This window comes from Methylobacterium sp. CCH5-D2, assembly GCF_001556475.1.
Lineage (GTDB): Bacteria > Pseudomonadota > Alphaproteobacteria > Rhizobiales > Beijerinckiaceae > Methylobacterium > Methylobacterium hispanicum.
Map to the genome: position 1 here is coordinate 1 of NZ_LSIX01000473.1, position 18246 is coordinate 18246.

Sequence of the window (18246 nt, forward strand, 5' to 3'; positions counted from 1 at the left end):
CTCGTGGGCTCGGAGATGTGTATAAGAGACAGGCGGAACCGCGAAGACCCCTCCGTAGGGCCCGGGGCCCTCACCCTGTCCCTCTCCCGCACGGGAGAGGAGACTTGCACCTCGTTCGGACGATGGGTGAATACGATAGCCCGCAGAGGGTGGGCGCTTGAGCCTCAGACTTCGACCACCTGCACGTGGCAGGCGGGCTTCTTGCCCCAGGCCTCGTTGACGGCGGTGCGGACGGCCCGGTCCACCGTCTTCTCGACGCCCTCCGAGTCCTTCAGCTTGCCCTTCGACATCTTGGCCAGCGTGTCGGTGACCGCATCGACCACAGCCTCGATCAGCGGCTCGCCGGTGCGGCCGCGGTTCGGCAGGCCGATGATGTCGATGGCGGGCTCGCCCAGCACCACGCCGTCCTCGTCGATGGCGATGGCGACCGAGACGAGGCCGGCCTGAGCGAGCTTGCGCCGCTCGGGGATCGCCCGGTCTTTGTCGTCGATCAGGACGTTGCCGTCCTTGAACAGCCGGCCTGCCTTGACGTGCGTGATCACCTCCGGCTTGCCGGGCGCCAGCCGGATCAGGCTGCCGTTGCGCGCCTTGACCACGTTCTGCACGCCCTGCGCCCGGGCGAAGCGGGCGTGCTCGTCGAGGTGGAGCGCCTCGCCGTGCACGGGGATCGCGGTGCCGGGCCGGGTCCAGGCGTACATCTGGGCCATCTCGTCCCGGCGCGGGTGGCCGGAAACGTGGACGAGCTCGGTGCGGTCCGTGATGACCTCGACGCCCTGCTCGATCAGGTCGTTAATGATCGAGCCGACGTCCCGCTCGTTGCCGGGGATGGCGCGCGAGGAGAAGATCACCCGGTCGCCGCCCGCGAGCTGGATGTCGGGATGGTCGCGGCGCGAGACGCGGGCGAGCGCCGCGCGCGGTTCGCCCTGCGAGCCGGTGAGCAGCGCCACGACCTTCTCGCGCGGCAGGCTCTTCCAGGAATCGGCGCGGCGGAAGTCCGGCAGGCCGTCGAGGTAGCCGCACTCGCGGGCGACGTCGATCACCCGGTCCATGGCGCGGCCGACCGCGATCACCTCGCGGCCGCAGGCCTGAGCGGCCTCGGCGACCGCGCGGATGCGGGCGACGTTCGACGCGAAGGTCGTGACTGCGACGCGGTGGGGCGCCTCGGCAACGATCCGGCGCAGCGTCTGCGAGACCTCGGCCTCGGAGGGCGAGAAGCCCTCTCGGACCACGTTGGTCGAGTCGCAAACGAGCGCCAGGATGCCCTCGTCGCCGAGCGCGGTGAACGCCTCCGGCGAGGTGACCGAGCCGGCGACCGGCGTCGGGTCGATCTTCCAGTCGCCGGTGTGCACGACAAGGCCTGCCGCCGTCCGGATCGCGATGGCGTTCGATTCCGGGATCGAGTGCGAGACCGGCACGAATTCGAGGTCGAACGGCCCGACCGTTACCCGCCGGCCCGGCTTCACCTCACGCAGCTCCACCTTTGGGGCGCCCGGCTCGCCGAGGCGGCGGGTCTCGAGCAGGTTCTTGGCGAAGCGCGTCGCGTAGACCGGAACCTTCAAGCGCGGCCAGAGCTCGCTGATCGCACCGATATGGTCCTCGTGCGCGTGGGTAATGAAGATCCCGAGAAGGTCCTTGCGGCGCTCCTCAATGAAGCTGAGATCCGGGAACATCAGGTCGATGCCGGGCATCGCCTCCTCGCCCGCGAAGCCCATGCCGCAATCGACCATGATCCACTTGCGACCCTTCTCGGGGCCGAAGCCGTAGAGGGCCGCGTTCATCCCGATCTCGCCCACCCCGCCGAGTGGCAGGAAGACGAGTTCGTCCTGTTTCGTTGTCATCGTTCGTCCAACCTCACGCCGCCGTTGCGGCCGTTCCAAAATGCACTTCGCCGGCCGTCACCAGCCTGCGTGCACCGTCCGGGGCGGACATGACGAGCCGCCCCCCCTCGTCGATCTCCTCAAACCGCCCGCGCACGGTCTCCGTGCCGATGCGGACCGCGACGGGCTGACCCAGCCCCGCGGCGCGTGCGAGCCAGCGCCCGCGAATCCCGTTGAACCCGCGCCCGCCATCCCAGGCGCGCGCGGCCCCGGCCAGCCGGTCGGCCAGAAGTTCCAGCACCGTCTCCGCGTCGGTCGCGTATCCCGCGCCCTGAAGCGAGACGGCCCGGTCGGCGAACGCCACCGGCACAGCGGCCACGTTGACGCCGAAGCCGATCACGAGCGTGCGGCGCCCGCCCGGCAGCGTCTCGGCCTCTAGGAGGATGCCAGCGAGCTTCGCATTACCGCAAAGAACGTCGTTCGGCCACTTGAGACGGAAAGATCGGTCCGCGGCGGCCGGATCACAGACCGGCGCGGTGCCGCAGGCCGCCTCTATGGCCTCGATCAGGGCGACGCCCGCCACGAAGCCCAGCGTCGCGAGGCGCTCCGGATCGAGGCCGGCGGCCGGCCAGAGCACGCTCGCCGCGAGGTTGCCGGGGAGCGAGGCCCAGGCGTTCCCGCGCCGGCCCCGTCCCGCCTCCTGGACCCGTGCAGCGATCCAGAGCGGCCCGGTCTCGCCGGCCCGTGCCACGGCCAACGCCTCCGCGTTGGTCGAGCCGAGGCGCTCATGGACGTGGAGGCGGTGTCCGTCGGCCCGGGCGGCTGCGCCCAGGCGGTATCCGGTGCGCGTCAGAACAGCGACCTCGCCGCCGCCTCGGCCGCGCCGCGGAGCGGGGCCGGCAACACGAAGAACAGGATCACGACGACGCTCGACAGGGCGAGCACGATGCGCAGGCCCGGGGCCATGGCCTCGTAGGGCGCCTTCGGCTCGTCGAAATACATGATCTTGACGATGCGCAGGTAGTAGTAGGCCCCGACCACGCTGGTCACCACGCCGATCACCGCGAGGGTGAAGAGCTTCGCCTCGATGGCGGCGGCGAAGACGTAGAACTTGCCGAAGAACCCGGCCAGCGGCGGGATACCGGCGAGCGAGAACATGATCATGGCGAGCAGGAAGGCCAGCCACGGATGGGTGCGCGAGAGGCCCGACAGGTCCTCGATCGTGTCGAACATCTCGTTCCGGCGGCGCAGCGACAGGATGATCGCGAAGGCGCCGAGCGTCATGGCGAGGTAGATGATCATGTAGATCACCACGCCGAAGATGCCCTGCTCGGTGCCCGCCGCCAGACCAATCAGCGCGTAGCCGATGTTGCCGATCGACGAGTAGGCCATCAGGCGCTTGATGCTGCGCTGGCCGATCGCCGCGAAGGAGCCGAGCGCCATCGAGGCGATCGAGATGAAGACGACGATCTGCTGCCAGATCGCGGTGACGTCCGGCAGCGCGCCGATGAAGATCCGCACCGTCATGGCGACGGCGGCCATCTTCGGCGCCGAGGCGAAGAACGCGGTCACCGGCGTCGGGGCGCCCTCGTAGACGTCGGGCGTCCACATGTGGAACGGCACGGCCGACATCTTGAAGGCGACGGCGGCAGCCACGAACACGATGCCGAGCACGATGCCGAAGCCGGCATTGCTCTCGTTCAGCGCCGAGACGATCCCCGGGAACGAGACGGTACCGGTGAAGCCGTAGATCAGCGACGAGCCGTAGAGCAGCATGCCGGACGAGAGGGCGCCGAGCACGAAGTACTTGAGGCCGGCCTCCGTCGAGCGGAGGTCGTCGCGGTGGAACGAGGCGATCACGTAGAGGGCGAGCGACTGCAGCTCGAGGCCGAGATAGAGCGCGATCAGATCGTTGGCCGAGACCATCACCATCATGCCGATGGTGGAGAGCACGACGAGGATCGGGAACTCGAACCGGTCGATGCCTGCGCGCTGGAAGTAGTCGCGCGAGAGCAGGATGGTGGCGGCCGAGCCGAGCAGCACCAGCGCCTTCATCACCTTGGAGAACCCGTCCTGGATGAAGGAGCCCGAGAGCGTCGTCACCTTCACTCCGGGCGCCTGCGAGACCACCACGCAGAAGGCCAGCAGGAGCAGCAGGAGCGCGCCGACATTGACGCCCTCCACCGACTTCTCGCCCCGGAAGGCGCCGTAGAGGATCAGCACCATCACGCCGGCGCTGAGTATGATCTCAGGCAGGAGCGGCGCCAGGGTGGGGAGCACGGAGTGAACTGTCGGCATCTCTGAATCTCAGCGCGCCAGCGGCAGCGCGTTGGCCGCGGTCTGCGTGGTCGAGAGGGCGGAGCGGATGCCCGTCATCAGGGCCTCCGTGGAGGGCGCGAAGGTGTCGAGGATCGGGGCCGGGTGCACGCCGTAATAGATCGTCAGGAAGACGAGTGGCGCCAGGATCAGCTTCTCGCGGTTGTCGAGGTCGAGGATGCCCTGCAGGTTCGGCTTCTCCAGCTTGCCGTAGATCACCCGGGCGTAGAGCCAGAGCGCGTAGCCCGCCGACAGGATGATGCCGAAGACCGAGAAGAAGGCCACCGTCGGGTTCGCCTTGAAGGCACCCATCATGGCCAGGAACTCGCCGACGAAGCCGGAGGTGCCGGGGAGGCCGACATTGGCCATGGTGAAGACCATCATGGCGACCGCGTAGAGCGGCATGCGCTTCACGAGGCCGCCATAGGCCGCGATCTCGCGGGTGTGCATGCGGTCGTAGACCACGCCGACGCCGAGGAAGAGCGCGCCCGACACGATGCCGTGCGAGATCATCAGGAACAGCGCGCCCTGGATGCCCTGCTCGTTCAGCGTGAACAGACCCAGCGTCACGAAGCCCATATGCGCCACCGACGAGTAGGCGATCAGCTTCTTGATGTCGGTCTGCATCATCGCTGTGAGCGAGGTGAAGATGATCGCGATCACCGAGAGGGCGAACACCAGCGGCGCGAACTCCTGGCTGGCGATCGGCAGCATCGGCAGTGAGATCCGGATGAAGCCGTAGCCGCCCATCTTCAGGAGGATGCCGGCCAGGATCACCGAGCCCGCGGTCGGCGCCTCGACGTGGGCGTCGGGGAGCCAGGTATGGACCGGCCACATCGGCATCTTCACCGCGAAGGAGGCGAAGAAGGCGAGCCAGAGCCAGGTCTGCATCTGCGCCGGGAAGCGGGTCTGCAGCAGGGTCGGGATGTCGGTCGTGCCGGCGTGCCAGTACATCGCCATGATGGCGAGGAGCATCAGCACCGAGCCAAGCAGGGTGTAGAGGAAGAACTTGAAGCTCGCGTAGATGCGCCGCTTGCCGCCCCAGATGCCGATGATGAGGAACATCGGGATCAGGCCTGCCTCGAAGAACAGGTAGAATAGCACCAGGTCGAGGGCGCAGAACACGCCGATCATCGTCGTCTCGAGGACGAGGAAGGCGACGAAGTACTCCTTCACGCGGTGCTCGATGGAGTGCCACGACGCGCCGATGCAGAAGGGCATTAGGAAGGTCGTGAGCAGCATCAGCGGCATCGAGAAACCGTCGAGGCCGAGCTTGAAGCGGATGTTCTCGGCGAGCCACGCGTGGTTCTCGACGAGCTGGAAGCTCGGCGAGGCGGCGTCGTAGCGGCCCCAGGCCACCAGCGAGAGCAGGAAGGTGATGATGGTCGTGGCGAGCGCGGCCCAGCGGGCGTTGCGCTTCACGCTGGCCTCGTCGCCGTTCAGCGTGAGGATGAAGGCGGCGCCGCAGAGCGGGACGATCAGCAGGCCGGAGAGGATGCCGAGGCCGAACATCAGTGCGCACCCCTGGGGAGACCGGTCATCATGTACCAGCTGATCAGGCCGGCGACGCCGATCAGCATGACGAAGGCGTAGTGGTAGACGTAGCCGGTCTGGAAGCGGACGACGCCGCGGGTCACGTCGATCACCCGGGCGGCGATGCCGTCAGGCCCGGCGCCGTCGATGGCGCGGCCGTCGACCTGCTTCCAGAGGAAGATGCCGAAGCCCTTGGCGGGACGCACGAAGATCCGATCGTAGAGCTCGTCGAAATACCACTTGTTGAGCAGGAAGCGGTACAGCGAGGGCTGCTGCTCGGCGAGCCTATGAGGAAGCTCGGGCCGGCGGATGTACATCCAGAAGGCCACGACGAAGCCGGCGAGCATCATCACGAAGGGCAGCGCGGCGACGAGGCCCGGCACGTTGTGGATGTCGTGCATGATGTGGTTGTCGGGCCCGTGCGCCAGGGCGTGGCCCCAGAAGGCGTCCATGCCCTCGCCGATGAACCTGTTCTTGAAGATCAGGCCGGCGAACAGCGCGCCGAAGGCGAGCACCGCGAGCGGGATCGTCATCACGAGCGGGCTCTCGTCGGGCGTGTGGGGCGCGTGGTCGTGGTGCTCCACGGCCGAGTGCGAGGCCGGCTCGATGTCGTGGCCCTTGTCGTCGTGGGCGACGCCCTCGTGGTGGCCGGGCGCGCCGTCCGCCTCGTGCGCGGTCGCCGAATGGGCGACGGCCGGGGCGTGGTGATCATCATGGCCGTGCGCGCCGTTATGCACCCAGCGGGCCGGGCCCTCGAAGGTCATGAAGAACAGGCGCCAGGAGTAGAACGAGGTGAAGAAGGCCGCGATCACGGTGGCGAAGAATGCCAGCGTGTGCCCGGGCCGCGTCGACATGTAGGCCGCCTCGATGATGGCGTCCTTCGAGTAGTAGCCGGCCGTGAACGGGAAGCCGATCAGCGCGAGCGTTCCGATCGCCATCATGGCGGTGGTGAAGGGAATGTAGGGGCGTAAGCTCCCCATGTTCCGCATGTCCTGCTCGTGGTGCATCGCGTGGATCACCGAGCCGGCCCCAAGGAACAGCAGCGCCTTGAAGAAGGCGTGCGTGAAGAGGTGGAACACGCCCGCCGCGTATGCGCCGACGCCGAGCGCCACGAACATGTAGCCGAGCTGCGAACAGGTCGAGTAGGCGATCACGCGCTTGATGTCGTTCTGCACGAGGCCGACGGTGGCGGCGAAGAAGGCCGTGATGCCGCCGATCACCGTGACGACGATGAGCGCGTTGGGGGCGAGTTCGAAGAGCGGCGACAGCCTCGCGACCATGAAGACGCCGGCGGTGACCATGGTGGCCGCGTGGATGAGCGCCGAGACCGGGGTCGGGCCCTCCATCGCGTCCGGCAGCCAGGTGTGCAGCAGGAACTGCGCCGACTTGCCCATCGCGCCCATGAACAGGAGCAGACAGGCCAGCGTGAGCGCGTGCCAGTCGTAGCCGAGGAAGTGGAAGGTCGCGTCCTTGAACTCGCCCACCCGCGGGAAGATGCCGTCGAAGCCGACGGCGCCGAACAGGACGAAGACGAGGAAGATGCCGAGCGAGAAGCCGAAATCGCCGACGCGGTTGACGATGAAGGCCTTCATCGCGGCGGCGTTGGCCGAGGGCTTCTCGTACCAGAAGCCGATCAGCAGGTAGGAGGCGAGGCCGACGCCCTCCCAGCCGAAGAACATCTGCACGAGGTTGTCGGCCGTCACCAGCATCAGCATGGCGAAGGTGAAGAGTGACAGGTAGGCGAAGAACCGCGGCCGGTGCGGGTCCTCGTGCATGTAGCCGATGGAGTAGAGGTGCACGAGCGTCGACACCGAGGTCACGACGACGAGCATCACCCGGGTCAGCGTGTCGATCCGGAAGGCCCAGTCGACCGTGAGGTCGCCGGCCGTGAACCACGTCGCGACCTGCACGCGGACGGCCTCGCCGCCCTCGATGAACACGCCCCAGGACAGGAGCGCCGCGAAGGCGAGGCAGGCGGTGGTGACGTACTCGCTCGCCCGCGCGCCGATGAGGCGGCCGAACAGCCCGGCGACGAGCGCGCCGATGAGCGGGAAGAAGACGATCGCGTGATACATCGTTCTCTTAGCAGTCCGGCCTCGGGGCGCGCGGAGGCATGCCGCGAACCCTCGGGTTTCAGGTCAGGGCGAGTCGGCTCTGGGCGCCTCTAGCCCTTCATCATGCTCACGTCCTCGACCGCGATGGAGCCGCGGTTGCGGAAGAACACCACCAGGATGGCGAGGCCGATGGCGGCCTCGGCGGCGGCCACGGTCAGCACGAAGAGCGCGAAGACCTGGCCGGTGATGTCGTTGAGGTGGGTCGAGAACGCCACGAGGTTGATATTCACCGCGAGCAGGATCAGCTCGACCGACATCAGGATTACGATGATATTCTTGCGGTTGATGAAGATGCCGAGCACGCCAAGCGTGAACAGGATCGCCGCGACGGTGAGGTAGTGGCTCAGGCCGATCATGGTGCTGTCCTCGCTCCTCAGACCTCGACGCCCTGGCGCGAGGGCACCTTGCGGTTCTCCACGGCCATGCCTTGCGTGCGGGCGTTCTGCACGGCGATGTTCTGACGCTTCACGCCGGGGCGGTCGCGCAGGGTCAGCACGATGGCGCCGATCATAGCGACGAGCAGGATCAGCCCGGCGAGCTGGAAGAAGTAGACGTACTCCGTGTAGAGCACCCGGCCGAGCGCGGCCGTGTTCGTCAGGTTCTCGGCAGCGGCCGGGTTGCCCAGCGGCGTCTGAACGAGGCCCGGATCGATGGTCCAGGAGCCTACAACCAGCAGGATCTCGATCAGGAAGATCACCCCGATCAGCGCGCCGACCGGCAGGTATTGCTGGAAGCCCTGGCGTAGCTCGGCGAAATCCACGTCGAGCATCATCACGACGAAGAGGAACAGCACCGCGACGGCGCCGACATAGACGACCACCAGGATCATGGCCAGGAACTCGGCGCCCATCAGGACGAAGAGTCCTGCGGCATTCACGAAGGCGAGGATCAGGAACAGAACCGACGCCACGGGGTTTCGGGAGGCGATCACCATGAACCCGGAGGCGATGGCGACCCCCGCGAACAGGTAGAAGAAGGCGGCTGCTGCGGTCATGCGCTTGTCAGGATCGGCCGCGCGGGGCGGCCCCTTCTGCCTCGTGGGTGGACACGGCCAGCGCGGGCTGGCCGTCCTATAGAACCGGGGTCCCCGCCACACAAGGCGCCGAGGAAGCTTGTCCCTGTCAGCGGTAGGGGGCGTCCATCGCGATGTTGCGGGCGATCTCGCGCTCCCAGCGATCGCCGTTCAGCAGGAGCTTCTGCTTGTCGTAGAGCAGCTCCTCGCGGGTCTCGACCGAGAACTCGAAGTTCGGACCCTCGACGATGGCGTCCACGGGGCAGGCCTCCTGGCACATGCCGCAGTAGATGCACTTCACCATGTCGATGTCGTAGCGCGTGGTGCGCCGCGTGCCGTCATTGCGGCGCGGGCCCGCCTCGATGGTGATGGCCTGGGCCGGGCAGATCGCCTCGCAGAGCTTGCAGGCGATGCAGCGCTCCTCGCCGTTCGGGTAGCGGCGCAGCGCGTGCTCGCCCCGGAAGCGCGGGCCGCGGTGGCCCATCTCGAAGGGGTAGTTGATCGTCGCCTTCGGCTTGAAGAAGTACTTCATGGCGAGGACGAACCCCGACACGAACTCCTTCAGGAGAAGGCTCCTGGCGACCTGATCGAGCTTCATGCCCGAATCTCCGATGTTGCTGTCACGCTCCCGGCGCGAGGCCGGTGAGCTTGAGGACGAAGGCGACGACGACGACCGAGATCAGCGAGAGGGGCAGGAACACCTTCCAGCCGAGGCGCATGAGCTGGTCGTAGCGGTAGCGCGGCACCATGGCCTTCACCATGGCGATCATGAAGAACAGGAAGCTCGCTTTAAGGGCGAACCAGATCAGGCCCGGTACCCAGGTGAAGGGCGCGAACGGGATCGGCGAGAGCCAGCCGCCGAGGAACAGCACGGTCCCGAGCGCACACATGGTCATGATGGCCACGTACTCGCCCAGCATGAAGAGCAGGTACGGCGTCGAGGAGTACTCGACCATGTAGCCGGCCACCAGCTCCGACTCGGCCTCCGGCAAGTCGAAGGGCGGGCGGTTCGTCTCGGCGAGCGCAGAGATGAAGAACACCACGAACATCGGGAACAGCCAGAGCCAGTACCACCCGAACAGGCCGAGGCTGGTGTCCTGCGCCATCACGATGCGCGAGAGGTTGAGCGAGCCGGCGCAGAGCAGGACGCAGATGATCACGAAGCCGAGCGAGACCTCGTAGGAGATCATCTGCGCGGCCGAGCGCAGCGCGCCCAGGAAGGCGTATTTCGAGTTCGAGGCCCAGCCGCCCATGATGACGCCGTAGACGCCCAAGCTGGAGATCGCGAAGATGTAGGTGATGCCGACGTTGATATCGGCGATCGCCCACCCTTCCGCGAGCGGGATCACCGCCCAGGAGGCGAGCGCCAGCGTGGCGAAGACGAGCGGCGCCAGCAGGTAGATGCCCTTGTTGGCGCCCGCCGGGATCACCGGCTCCTTGATCACGAACTTGATCAGGTCGGCGAACGACTGGAACAGGCCCCAGGGCCCGACCACGTTCGGGCCGCGGCGCAGCTGCACGGCCGCCCAGATCTTGCGGTCGGCGAGCAGCGCGTAGGCGATGAAGACAAGGAGCGCGGAGAGGAGTACGAGGCTCTTCAGCGCGATCAGGAGCACCGTCCCGACGATCTCGAGGGTTGTCATCGGCGGTGCTCCTACTCGGCCGCCTCGAGCGCGCGCCCGCGGGCGAGACTCGAACACTCGGCGAGTACCCGCGAGGCGCGGGCGATCGGGTTGGTGAAGTAGAAGTCGCGGACCGGCGACTGGAAGGCGCCGCGGGCGCCTTCCCCGCTTAAGGTCGCGAGGCGCTCGAGCGCGGCAGCGAGGTCGCTCCCGGCGACGCTGCCGACGGCCGCAAGGTGCGGGTGCTCGGCGTAGAGCGCGCGGCGCAGCGCAGTGAGCGAATCGTAGGGCAGCTTCTTGCCCAGCACGTCCGAGAGGGCGCGCAGGATCGCCCAGTCCTCGCGGGCGTCGCCCGGCGGGAAGCCGGCGCGGTTGGCCTGCTGCACGCGGCCCTCCGTGTTCACGTAGGTCGCGTTCTTCTCGGTGTAGGCGGCGCCCGGCAGGATCACGTCGGCGCGGGTGGCGCCGCGGTCGCCGTGGGTGCCCTGGTAGATCACGAAGGCGCCAGGCGCCACCTCGCACTCGTCGGCGCCGAGGTTGAACAGCACGTCCACGCCGCCGCCGACGATGCCGGCGAAGTCGAGACCGCCCTCCCCCGGCACGAAGCCGAGATCGAGCGCGCCGACGCGGGCCGCCGCGTTGTGCAGCACGCCGAAGCCGTTCCAGTCGGACGTCACCGCGCCGACGTCGCGCGCGAGCTGTGCCGCGGCGGCGAGCACGCCCGGCTGGTTCGCCGCAGACTCGCCGACGATGATCAGCGGATGGTTGGCGGCCTTCAGGGCCTCCAGGAAGCTGTGCTCGCCCCGCGTCAGGGCGGCGAGCGAATCGGGACCCGCGCCGATCTGGACGTGGGGGTAGGTCAGGTCGGCAGGCTCGCCGATCATGCCCACCGCGAGCGGGGCCATGCGCCAGCGCTTGCGGATGCGCACGTTCAGCATCGAGGCCTCGATGCGCGGGTTGGTGCCGACCAGCAGGATCGCGTCGGCCTGCTCGATGCCAGGAATGGTCGGGTTGAAGGTGTAGGCAGCCCGGCCCCAGGCCGGGTCGAGGCCGGTGCCGGCCTGACGGCAATCGATATTGGTGACGCCGAGCGAGCCCATCAGCTGCTTGAGCGCGAAAACCTCCTCGACGGCGGCGAGGTCACCCACCACGGCGCCGACGCGCTTCGGGTCGGCGCCCTTGAGCTTGGCGGCGATCGCCTGGAACGCCTCGCCCCAGGAGGCGGGGCGGAGCCGCCCGTTCTCGCGCAGGAAGGGGCGGTCAAGGCGCTGGAGGCGCAGCCCGTCCACGGCGTGGCGGGTCTTGTCGGAGATCCACTCCTCGTTGATCTCCTCGTTGACGCGCGGCTCGATCTGCATGACCTCGCGGCCGCGGGCGTCGACGCGGATCGCCGAGCCCACCGCGTCCATCACGTCGACCGACTCGGTCTTCGAGAGCTCCCAGGGGCGGACGTTGTAGCTCTGCGGCTTGTGCACGAGCGCGCCGACCGGGCAGAGGTCGGCGACGTTGCCCTGCAGCTCCGAGTTCATCGCCTGTTCGAGGTAGCTGGTGATCTCCATGTCCTCGCCGCGGCCGATCGCGCCGAGATCCGGCACGCCCGCGACCTCCGCCAGGAAGCGCACGCAGCGGGTGCAATGGATGCAGCGGTTCATCGCGGTCCGCACGAGCGGACCGATATACTTCTCCTCGACCGCGCGCTTGTTCTCGCTGTAGCGCGTCGAGTCGACGCCGTAGGCCATCGCCTGGTCCTGCAGGTCGCAGTGGCCGCCCTGATCGCAGATCGGGCAATCGAGCGGGTGGTTGATGAGGAGGAACTCCATCACCCCCTCGCGGGCCTTCTTCGTCCCGCCCGAGCGCGTCAGCACCTCCGGCGGCTCGCCGTTCGGGCCCGGGCGGCAATCCTTCACCGCGTAGGCGCAGGAGGCCACGGGCTTGGGCGCGCCCTTCAACTCGACCAGGCACATGCGGCAATTGCCGGCGATCGACAGCCGCTCGTGGAAGCAGAAGCGCGGGATCTCCGCGCCCGCGACCTCGCAGGCCTGGAGCAGCGTGTACTCGGCCGGGACGTCAACCTCGATGCCGTCGACGAGAATTTTCGTCATCTGTCTTTCTCGGGCTCGGACTGCGCGGGCGCGGGGCGGATCACTCCGCGGCCATCGGCACGGGGTCCGTGTGCGGGTTGGCGGTGTAGCGGTCGATCCGCTTCTCGATCTCGGGGCGGAAGTGCTTGATCAGGCCCTGGACCGGCCACGCGGCGGCGTCGCCCAGCGCGCAGATCGTGTGGCCCTCGATCTGCTTCGTGACCTCGAACAGCATGTCGATCTCGCGCTTCTGCGCGCGGCCCTTCGACATGCGGGTGAGGACGCGCCACATCCAGCCGGTGCCCTCGCGGCAGGGCGTGCACTGGCCGCAGGACTCGTGCTTGTAGAAGTACGAGATCCGGGTGATTGCCTCGACGATGTCGGTCGACTTGTCGAGGACGATGACCGCCGCGGTGCCAAGGCCTGAGCCGAGGCCGCGCAGGGTGTCGAAGTCCATCTTGGCGTCGATGATCTGCTCGGCCGGCACCAGCGGCACCGAGGAGCCGCCGGGGATCGAGCAGAGCAGGTTGTCCCAGCCGCCGCGCATGCCGCCGCAATACTTGTCGACGAGCTCCCGGAACGTGATCCCGAGCTCCTCCTCGACGTTGCAGGGCTTGTTCACATGGCCGGAGACGCAGAACAGCTTCGAGCCGGTGTTGTTCTTGCCGCCGAGGCCCGCGAACCACGCGCCGCCGCGGCGCAGGATCGTGCCGGCGACCGCGATCGACTCGACGTTGTTCACCGTCGTGGGGCAGCCGTAGAGGCCCATATTGGCCGGGAACGGCGGCTTCAGCCGCGGCATGCCCTTCTTGCCCTCGAGGCTCTCGATGAGGGCCGTCTCCTCGCCGCAGATATAGGCGCCCGCGCCGTGGTGCACGTAGATGTCGAAGGGGTAGCCGTGCACGTTGTCCTGGCCGACCAGCCGCGCCTCGTAGGCCTCGTCGACGGCCTTCTGGAGGGCGTGCTTCTCGGCGACGTACTCGCCGCGGATGTAGACGTAGCAGGCGTGCGCCCCCATCGCGAAGGAGGCGAGCATGCAGCCTTCGATCAGGAGGTGCGGGTCGTGCCGCATGATCTCCCGGTCCTTGCAGGTGCCGGGCTCCGACTCGTCGGCGTTGACCACGAGGTAGTGCGGACGCCCGTCCGACTTCTTCGGCATGAACGACCACTTGAGGCCCGTTGGGAAGCCGGCGCCGCCGCGGCCGCGCAGGCCCGAGGCCTTCATCTCCTCGATGATCCAGTCGCGGCCCATCTCCAGCAGGAACTTGGTGCCGTCCCAGGCGCCGCGCTTCTTCGCGGCATCGAGGCCCGGGGAGTGCAGGCCGTAGAGATTGGTGAAGATGCGGTCCTGATCGGAGAGCATGTCAGGTCCTCTCAGGCTTGGCGGGGGGCTTGGGTTTGCTGCGGCCCTTCGGCAGCTTCGGTGATTCCGCGTTGGGTGCGGGCTCGGAGGGCTCCTCCTCACCCGAGGCGACGGGCTGGGGCGGCGGCACGTCGCGCGGCAGCGACGACTGGGAGCCGGCCTCGGCGCCCGCGGGCTCCAGATCCTTGATGGCCTTCGGCTGGGACCCGGGTGCCTCGGATTTGCCGGCGGTGGAGTGCTCCTGGTCGGCAGCCTCGGCCCTGTCGCCGCCCTTCACCGGCGCCTCGCCGGCGGCCGCGCGCTGGGCCGGGGCATCGCTCGACGTGGTCTCGACCGCCCGGCCGGCATCGGGGCGTGCCGGCTTCGGATTTGTCGCCGCCTGCTGCTCGCTCGACGCGGCCTCGGACTTGCTGGCCTGGGCGCCCTCGTCCTTGCGCGACTCCTCGAAGCGCTTGCGCCACGCGCCGACGCGCGAGCCGTCGTAGAGGGTCGGGTCGGTGAGCGTGTTCGGGCCGCCCAGCGGCTCCGAGGCGTTGCGGTCGATCTGCGAGCCGACCTTGACCGGGCGGCCGGCCGCGAGGTCGTCCATCAGCTTGCCGAGAAGCTCGGGCGTCAGGTCTTCGTAGTAGTCCTGGTTGATCTGCACCATCGGCGCGTTGCAGCACGCGCCCAGGCACTCGACCTCGAGCCACGAGAAGGTGCCGGTCGGATCGACGTGGCCCGAGGGGCCGAGCCGCTGGTGCAGCATGTCCTTCAGCTCGCGCGCGCCGCAGGAATCGCACGGCACCGTCCCGCAGACCTGGATCCAGTAGCGGCCGACCGGCTCCAGCGCGAACATCGTGTAGAAGGTCGCGACCTCAAGCACGCGGATCGCCGGCATGCCGAGCTCCGCCGCGACCGCCTCGATGGCCTTCTGCGGCAGCCAACCGCCGTTCTGCTCCTGGGCGCGCCACAGGAGCGGGATCACGGCCGAGGCCTGACGACCTTCCGGGTACTTGGCGATCTGCCCCTTCGCCCACGCGGCGTTCTCCGGCGTGAACGCGAAGCTCTCGGGCTGCTCGGCGGCGGGGGCTAGTCTGCGGTTGGCCATCGTCTTGAAACCCTTCAGCCGCTCAGCGGTCCACCTCGCCGAAGACGATGTCGAGCGTGCCGAGCACGCAGGACACGTCGGCGAGAAGGTGCCCGCGGCACATCCAGTCCATCGCCTGGAGATGGGCGAAGCCCGGAGCGCGGATCTTGCAGCGGTACGGCTTGTTGGTGCCGTCCGAGACCAGATAGACGCCGAATTCGCCCTTGGGCGCCTCGACCGCGGCGTAGACCTCGCCGGCCGGCACGTGGAACCCTTCCGTGTAGAGCTTGAAGTGGTGGATGAGCGCCTCCATCGAGCGCTTCATCTCCCGGCGCGGCGGCGGCGCGAACTTGCCGTCCACCGAGGCGATCGGGCCCTGGCCGGCGGGCTCGCGCAGCTTGGCGCAGCACTGCTTCATGATCTTCACGGATTCCCGCATCTCCTCCATGCGGATCACCTGGCGATCGTAGGTGTCGCCGTTCTTCCCCACGGGGATGTCGAAATCCATCTCCTCGTAAGCCTCGTAGGGCTGCGACTTGCGCAGGTCCCACGGGATGCCGGAGCCGCGCACCATCACGCCCGAGAAGCCCCAGGCCATCGCCTCTTCGACCGAGACGATGCCGATATCGACGTTGCGCTGCTTGAAGATGCGCGAGCCCATGACGAGCGCGTCGAGGTCGTCCACCACCTGCAGGAAGGGGTCGCAGAAGGCGTCGATGTCGTCGATCAGCGCGGGTGGCAGGTCCTGGTGCACGCCGCCGGGGCGGAAGTAGTTGGCGTGCATCCGGGCTCCGGAAGCGCGCTCGTAGAAGATCATCAGTTTCTCGCGCTCCTCGAAGCCCCAGAGGGGCGGCGTGAGCGCGCCGACGTCCATCGCCTGCGTGGTGACGTTGAGGAGGTGCGAGAGCAGGCGCCCGATCTCGCAGTAGAGCGTGCGGATCAGCTGGGCGCGCCGCGGCACCTCGATGCCGGCGAGCTTCTCGATCGCCAGGCAGAAGGCGTGCTCCTGGTTCATCGGCGACACGTAGTCGAGCCGGTCGAAATAGGGCGTCGCCTGCAGGTAGGTCTTGTGCTCGATCAGCTTCTCGGTGCCGCGGTGCAGGAGGCCGATATGCGGATCGACCCGCTCGACCACCTCGCCGTCGAGCTCCAGCACGAGGCGCAGCACGCCGTGCGCCGCCGGGTGCTGCGGCCCGAAATTGATCGCGAAGTTGCGGATGTTGTGCTCGGTCATGACCGTCTCCGCGCTCAGGCCGTCTTCTTCTCGTCGCCCGGCAGGACGTAGTCCGTGCCTTCCCAGGGCGAGAGGAAGTCGAAGTTGCGGAACTCCTGCGTGAGCTTCACGGGCTCGTAGACCACGCGCGCCTCGTCCTGGTCGTAGCGGACCTCGACGAAGCCGGTGAGCGGGAAGTCCTTGCGCAGCGGGTGCCCCTCGAAGCCGTAATCGGTGAGCAGGCGGCGCAGGTCGGGATGGCCCGAGAACAGGATGCCGTAGAGGTCGTAGGTCTCGCGCTCGAACCAGTTCGCCGCCGGGAAGATGTCGATCACTGAGGGGACGGGCGTGGTCTCGTCGGTCTGTACCTTCACCCGGATGCGGGTATTATGGCGGAGCGAGAGCAGATGGTAGACGACGTCGAAGCGCCGCTCGCGGCCCGGATAGTCCACACCGCAGATGTCGATGAAGCAGCGGAAGCCGCAAGCGGGATCATCGCGCAGGTAGGTCAGCGCGTAGACAATGTCGGAGGCCTGAACCACGAGGGTCAGCTCGCCGAAGGCGATGCCGCGCTCGACGATCGCCGGCCCGAGCGCCCCGCCGATCCGCTCGGAGAGCGCGGCGAGCGCGCCGTCTCCCTGCTCGGGCTGGGTGTGGGCGAGGATGGAAATGCCGTTCGTCATGTCCGCCCCTAGCGCTCGATCGTGCCGGTGCGGCGGATCTTTTTCTGGAGCAGAAGCACGCCGTAGAGCAGCGCCTCGGCGGTCGGCGGGCAGCCCGGCACATAGATGTCCACCGGAACCACCCGGTCGCAGCCGCGCACCACCGAGTAGGAGTAGTGGTAGTAGCCGCCGCCGTTGGCGCAAGAGCCCATCGAGATGACGTAGCGCGGCTCCGGCATCTGGTCGTAGACCTTGCGCAGCGCGGGAGCCATCTTGTTGGTCAGCGTGCCGGCCACGATCATCACGTCGGACTGGCGCGGGCTACCGCGCGGCGCGAAGCCGAAGCGCTCGCAATCGTAGCGCGGCATCGACATCTGCATCATCTCGACCGCGCAGCAGGCAAGGCCGAAGGTCATCCACATCAGCGAGCCGGTGCGAGCCCAGGTGATCAGCTCGTCGGCCGAGGTCAGCAGGAAGCCGCGGTCGGCCAGCTCGTCGCTGATCGACAGGAAGGTCGGATCATCCGCGCCGATCGGCCGACCCGTGTTCGGGTCAATGATTCCCTTCGCCGCCGGGGCGACGGTGGGCGCGCGGGAGAGGTCGTGCGTGAGGGCCATGATTGCCTCAGGAGCGTGGCGTCTGCGGGGTCCGGCTCGGGTTCAGTCCCACTCGAGGGCGCCCTTGCGCCACTCGTAGATGAACCCGACCGTCAGAACCCCGAGGAAGACCATCATCGACCAGAAGCCGAGCCAGCCTAGCTCCCCGAAGGTGATCGCCCACGGGAACAGGAAGGCCACTTCCAGGTCGAAGATGATGAACAGGATGGCGACGAGATAGAAGCGCACATCGAATTTCATGCGCGCGTCGTCGAAGGCGTTGAAGCCGCACTCGTAGGCCGAGAGCTTCTCCGGATCCGGGCTGCTGTAGGCGACCAGGAACGGGGCCACCAGCAGCGCGGCGGCGATGAACAGCGAGACGCCGATGAAGACGATGAGCGGAAGGTAGTCCGCCAGAAGACCGGTCATGCGACACCCCGTGCACGATTGGGACCGCGGCGCCCGAGTCCGGATCGATCAATCCATCCAGGCCCGTGCGGCCCGGCGAGGCCGAACCGGCCGGCCAATGGAATTGCTCCAATCCCAGAGTGCGCGTGGCCGGAGGCTTAGTCGAGGGGAACAGGCGAGACAAGGGCATTGCGCGTCGCACAACGGCCCCGCGCCACACAGAGGTGGGGATGTAATAGGCCCGCGGGAGGTAGGCAGATCCGCGCAGGCGCGGGCGGCGCGGCGGCGGCCCGAGGGGCCGTCAAAAAGGCGCCCACGGCTGCTTGACAGGGCACCGCCCCCCTCATAAACCCCGGCCGTCGCCGAGACGAAGGCGACGACGCCACGCGGGCGTAGCTCAGTTGGTTAGAGTGCCGGCCTGTCACGCCGGAGGTCGCGGG

16 protein-coding genes are annotated in these 18246 nt (G+C 68.0%); all 16 read right to left on the minus strand.

What is annotated here, in order from left to right; translation table 11 throughout:
- Window positions 1-164: 164 nt before the first annotated feature.
- Window positions 165-1838, minus strand: a complete 1674-nt coding sequence (locus tag AX737_RS11960; RefSeq protein WP_066921590.1) for a ribonuclease J — start codon at window positions 1836-1838, stop codon at window positions 165-167.
- A gap of 13 nt (window positions 1839-1851) precedes the next feature.
- Window positions 1852-2670, minus strand: coding sequence for a biotin--[acetyl-CoA-carboxylase] ligase (locus AX737_RS11965; protein WP_066921618.1), 819 nt, complete (start codon window positions 2668-2670; stop codon window positions 1852-1854).
- Window positions 2667-4115, minus strand: a complete 1449-nt coding sequence (nuoN, locus tag AX737_RS11970; RefSeq protein ID WP_066921592.1) for an NADH-quinone oxidoreductase subunit NuoN — start codon at window positions 4113-4115, stop codon at window positions 2667-2669. Before nuoN ends, AX737_RS11965 begins: the two co-directional genes overlap by 4 nt.
- Window positions 4116-4124: 9 nt before the next feature.
- Window positions 4125-5645 carry an NADH-quinone oxidoreductase subunit M gene (locus tag AX737_RS11975; RefSeq protein WP_066921594.1) on the minus strand — a complete coding sequence of 507 codons (1521 nt, stop codon included), beginning with the start codon at window positions 5643-5645 and terminating at the stop codon, window positions 4125-4127.
- Window positions 5645-7741 carry an NADH-quinone oxidoreductase subunit L gene (gene nuoL, locus AX737_RS11980; RefSeq protein ID WP_066921596.1) on the minus strand — a complete coding sequence of 699 codons (2097 nt, stop codon included), beginning with the start codon at window positions 7739-7741 and terminating at the stop codon, window positions 5645-5647. Before nuoL ends, AX737_RS11975 begins: the two co-directional genes overlap by 1 nt.
- Before the next feature lie 89 nt (window positions 7742-7830).
- Entirely contained in the window at window positions 7831-8136 is a 306-nt protein-coding gene (gene nuoK / locus AX737_RS11985) for an NADH-quinone oxidoreductase subunit NuoK (RefSeq protein WP_066921598.1), read from the minus strand.
- Between the two features lie 17 nt (window positions 8137-8153).
- Window positions 8154-8774 (minus strand): NADH-quinone oxidoreductase subunit J, encoded by a 621-nt coding sequence (locus AX737_RS11990; protein WP_066921600.1) that lies wholly within the window; start codon window positions 8772-8774, stop codon window positions 8154-8156.
- A 127-nt stretch (window positions 8775-8901) separates the two neighbouring features.
- Window positions 8902-9390 (minus strand): NADH-quinone oxidoreductase subunit NuoI, encoded by a 489-nt coding sequence (nuoI, locus tag AX737_RS11995; RefSeq protein ID WP_066921602.1) that lies wholly within the window; start codon window positions 9388-9390, stop codon window positions 8902-8904.
- 22 nt (window positions 9391-9412) lie between these two features.
- Window positions 9413-10435, minus strand: a complete 1023-nt coding sequence (nuoH, locus tag AX737_RS12000) for an NADH-quinone oxidoreductase subunit NuoH (RefSeq protein WP_066921604.1) — start codon at window positions 10433-10435, stop codon at window positions 9413-9415.
- An 11-nt stretch (window positions 10436-10446) separates the two neighbouring features.
- Window positions 10447-12516: an NADH-quinone oxidoreductase subunit NuoG gene (gene nuoG, locus AX737_RS12005; protein WP_066921606.1), complete on the minus strand. Its 2070-nt coding sequence runs from the start codon at window positions 12514-12516 to the stop codon at window positions 10447-10449.
- 40 nt (window positions 12517-12556) lie between these two features.
- Window positions 12557-13858: an NADH-quinone oxidoreductase subunit NuoF gene (nuoF, locus tag AX737_RS12010; protein WP_066921608.1), complete on the minus strand. Its 1302-nt coding sequence runs from the start codon at window positions 13856-13858 to the stop codon at window positions 12557-12559.
- 1 nt (window position 13859) lies between these two features.
- Window positions 13860-14948 carry an NADH-quinone oxidoreductase subunit NuoE gene (gene nuoE, locus AX737_RS12015; protein WP_082772998.1) on the minus strand — a complete coding sequence of 363 codons (1089 nt, stop codon included), beginning with the start codon at window positions 14946-14948 and terminating at the stop codon, window positions 13860-13862.
- 22 nt (window positions 14949-14970) lie between these two features.
- Entirely contained in the window at window positions 14971-16161 is a 1191-nt protein-coding gene (locus tag AX737_RS12020; RefSeq protein ID WP_066921610.1) for an NADH-quinone oxidoreductase subunit D, read from the minus strand.
- Between the two features lie 14 nt (window positions 16162-16175).
- Window positions 16176-16823, minus strand: coding sequence for an NADH-quinone oxidoreductase subunit C (locus AX737_RS12025; protein WP_066921612.1), 648 nt, complete (start codon window positions 16821-16823; stop codon window positions 16176-16178).
- A gap of 8 nt (window positions 16824-16831) precedes the next feature.
- Window positions 16832-17419, minus strand: coding sequence for an NADH-quinone oxidoreductase subunit B (locus tag AX737_RS12030; protein ID WP_066921614.1), 588 nt, complete (start codon window positions 17417-17419; stop codon window positions 16832-16834).
- A gap of 42 nt (window positions 17420-17461) precedes the next feature.
- Entirely contained in the window at window positions 17462-17827 is a 366-nt protein-coding gene (locus AX737_RS12035) for an NADH-quinone oxidoreductase subunit A (protein WP_066921616.1), read from the minus strand.
- Window positions 17828-18246 lie beyond the last annotated feature (419 nt).

Bases quoted from the DNA above. Each gene is read 5' to 3' on its own strand.
- AX737_RS11960 (WP_066921590.1), bottom strand. From the start codon at position 1,838: ATGACAACGAAACAGGACGAACTCGTCTTCCTGCCACTCGGCGGGGTG.
- nuoI (WP_066921602.1), bottom strand. From the start codon at position 9,390: ATGAAGCTCGATCAGGTCGCCAGGAGCCTTCTCCTGAAGGAGTTCGTG.
- nuoH (WP_066921604.1), bottom strand. From the start codon at position 10,435: ATGACAACCCTCGAGATCGTCGGGACGGTGCTCCTGATCGCGCTGAAG.
- AX737_RS11990 (WP_066921600.1), bottom strand. From the start codon at position 8,774: ATGACCGCAGCAGCCGCCTTCTTCTACCTGTTCGCGGGGGTCGCCATC.
- nuoL (WP_066921596.1), bottom strand. From the start codon at position 7,741: ATGTATCACGCGATCGTCTTCTTCCCGCTCATCGGCGCGCTCGTCGCC.
- AX737_RS12035 (WP_066921616.1), bottom strand. From the start codon at position 17,827: ATGACCGGTCTTCTGGCGGACTACCTTCCGCTCATCGTCTTCATCGGC.
- AX737_RS12030 (WP_066921614.1), bottom strand. From the start codon at position 17,419: ATGGCCCTCACGCACGACCTCTCCCGCGCGCCCACCGTCGCCCCGGCG.
- nuoN (WP_066921592.1), bottom strand. From the start codon at position 4,115: ATGCCGACAGTTCACTCCGTGCTCCCCACCCTGGCGCCGCTCCTGCCT.
- AX737_RS12020 (WP_066921610.1), bottom strand. From the start codon at position 16,161: ATGACCGAGCACAACATCCGCAACTTCGCGATCAATTTCGGGCCGCAG.
- nuoG (WP_066921606.1), bottom strand. From the start codon at position 12,516: ATGACGAAAATTCTCGTCGACGGCATCGAGGTTGACGTCCCGGCCGAG.
- AX737_RS12025 (WP_066921612.1), bottom strand. From the start codon at position 16,823: ATGACGAACGGCATTTCCATCCTCGCCCACACCCAGCCCGAGCAGGGA.
- AX737_RS11975 (WP_066921594.1), bottom strand. From the start codon at position 5,645: ATGTTCGGCCTCGGCATCCTCTCCGGCCTGCTGATCGTCCCGCTCTGC.
- nuoK (WP_066921598.1), bottom strand. From the start codon at position 8,136: ATGATCGGCCTGAGCCACTACCTCACCGTCGCGGCGATCCTGTTCACG.
- nuoE (WP_082772998.1), bottom strand. From the start codon at position 14,948: ATGGCCAACCGCAGACTAGCCCCCGCCGCCGAGCAGCCCGAGAGCTTC.
- nuoF (WP_066921608.1), bottom strand. From the start codon at position 13,858: ATGCTCTCCGATCAGGACCGCATCTTCACCAATCTCTACGGCCTGCAC.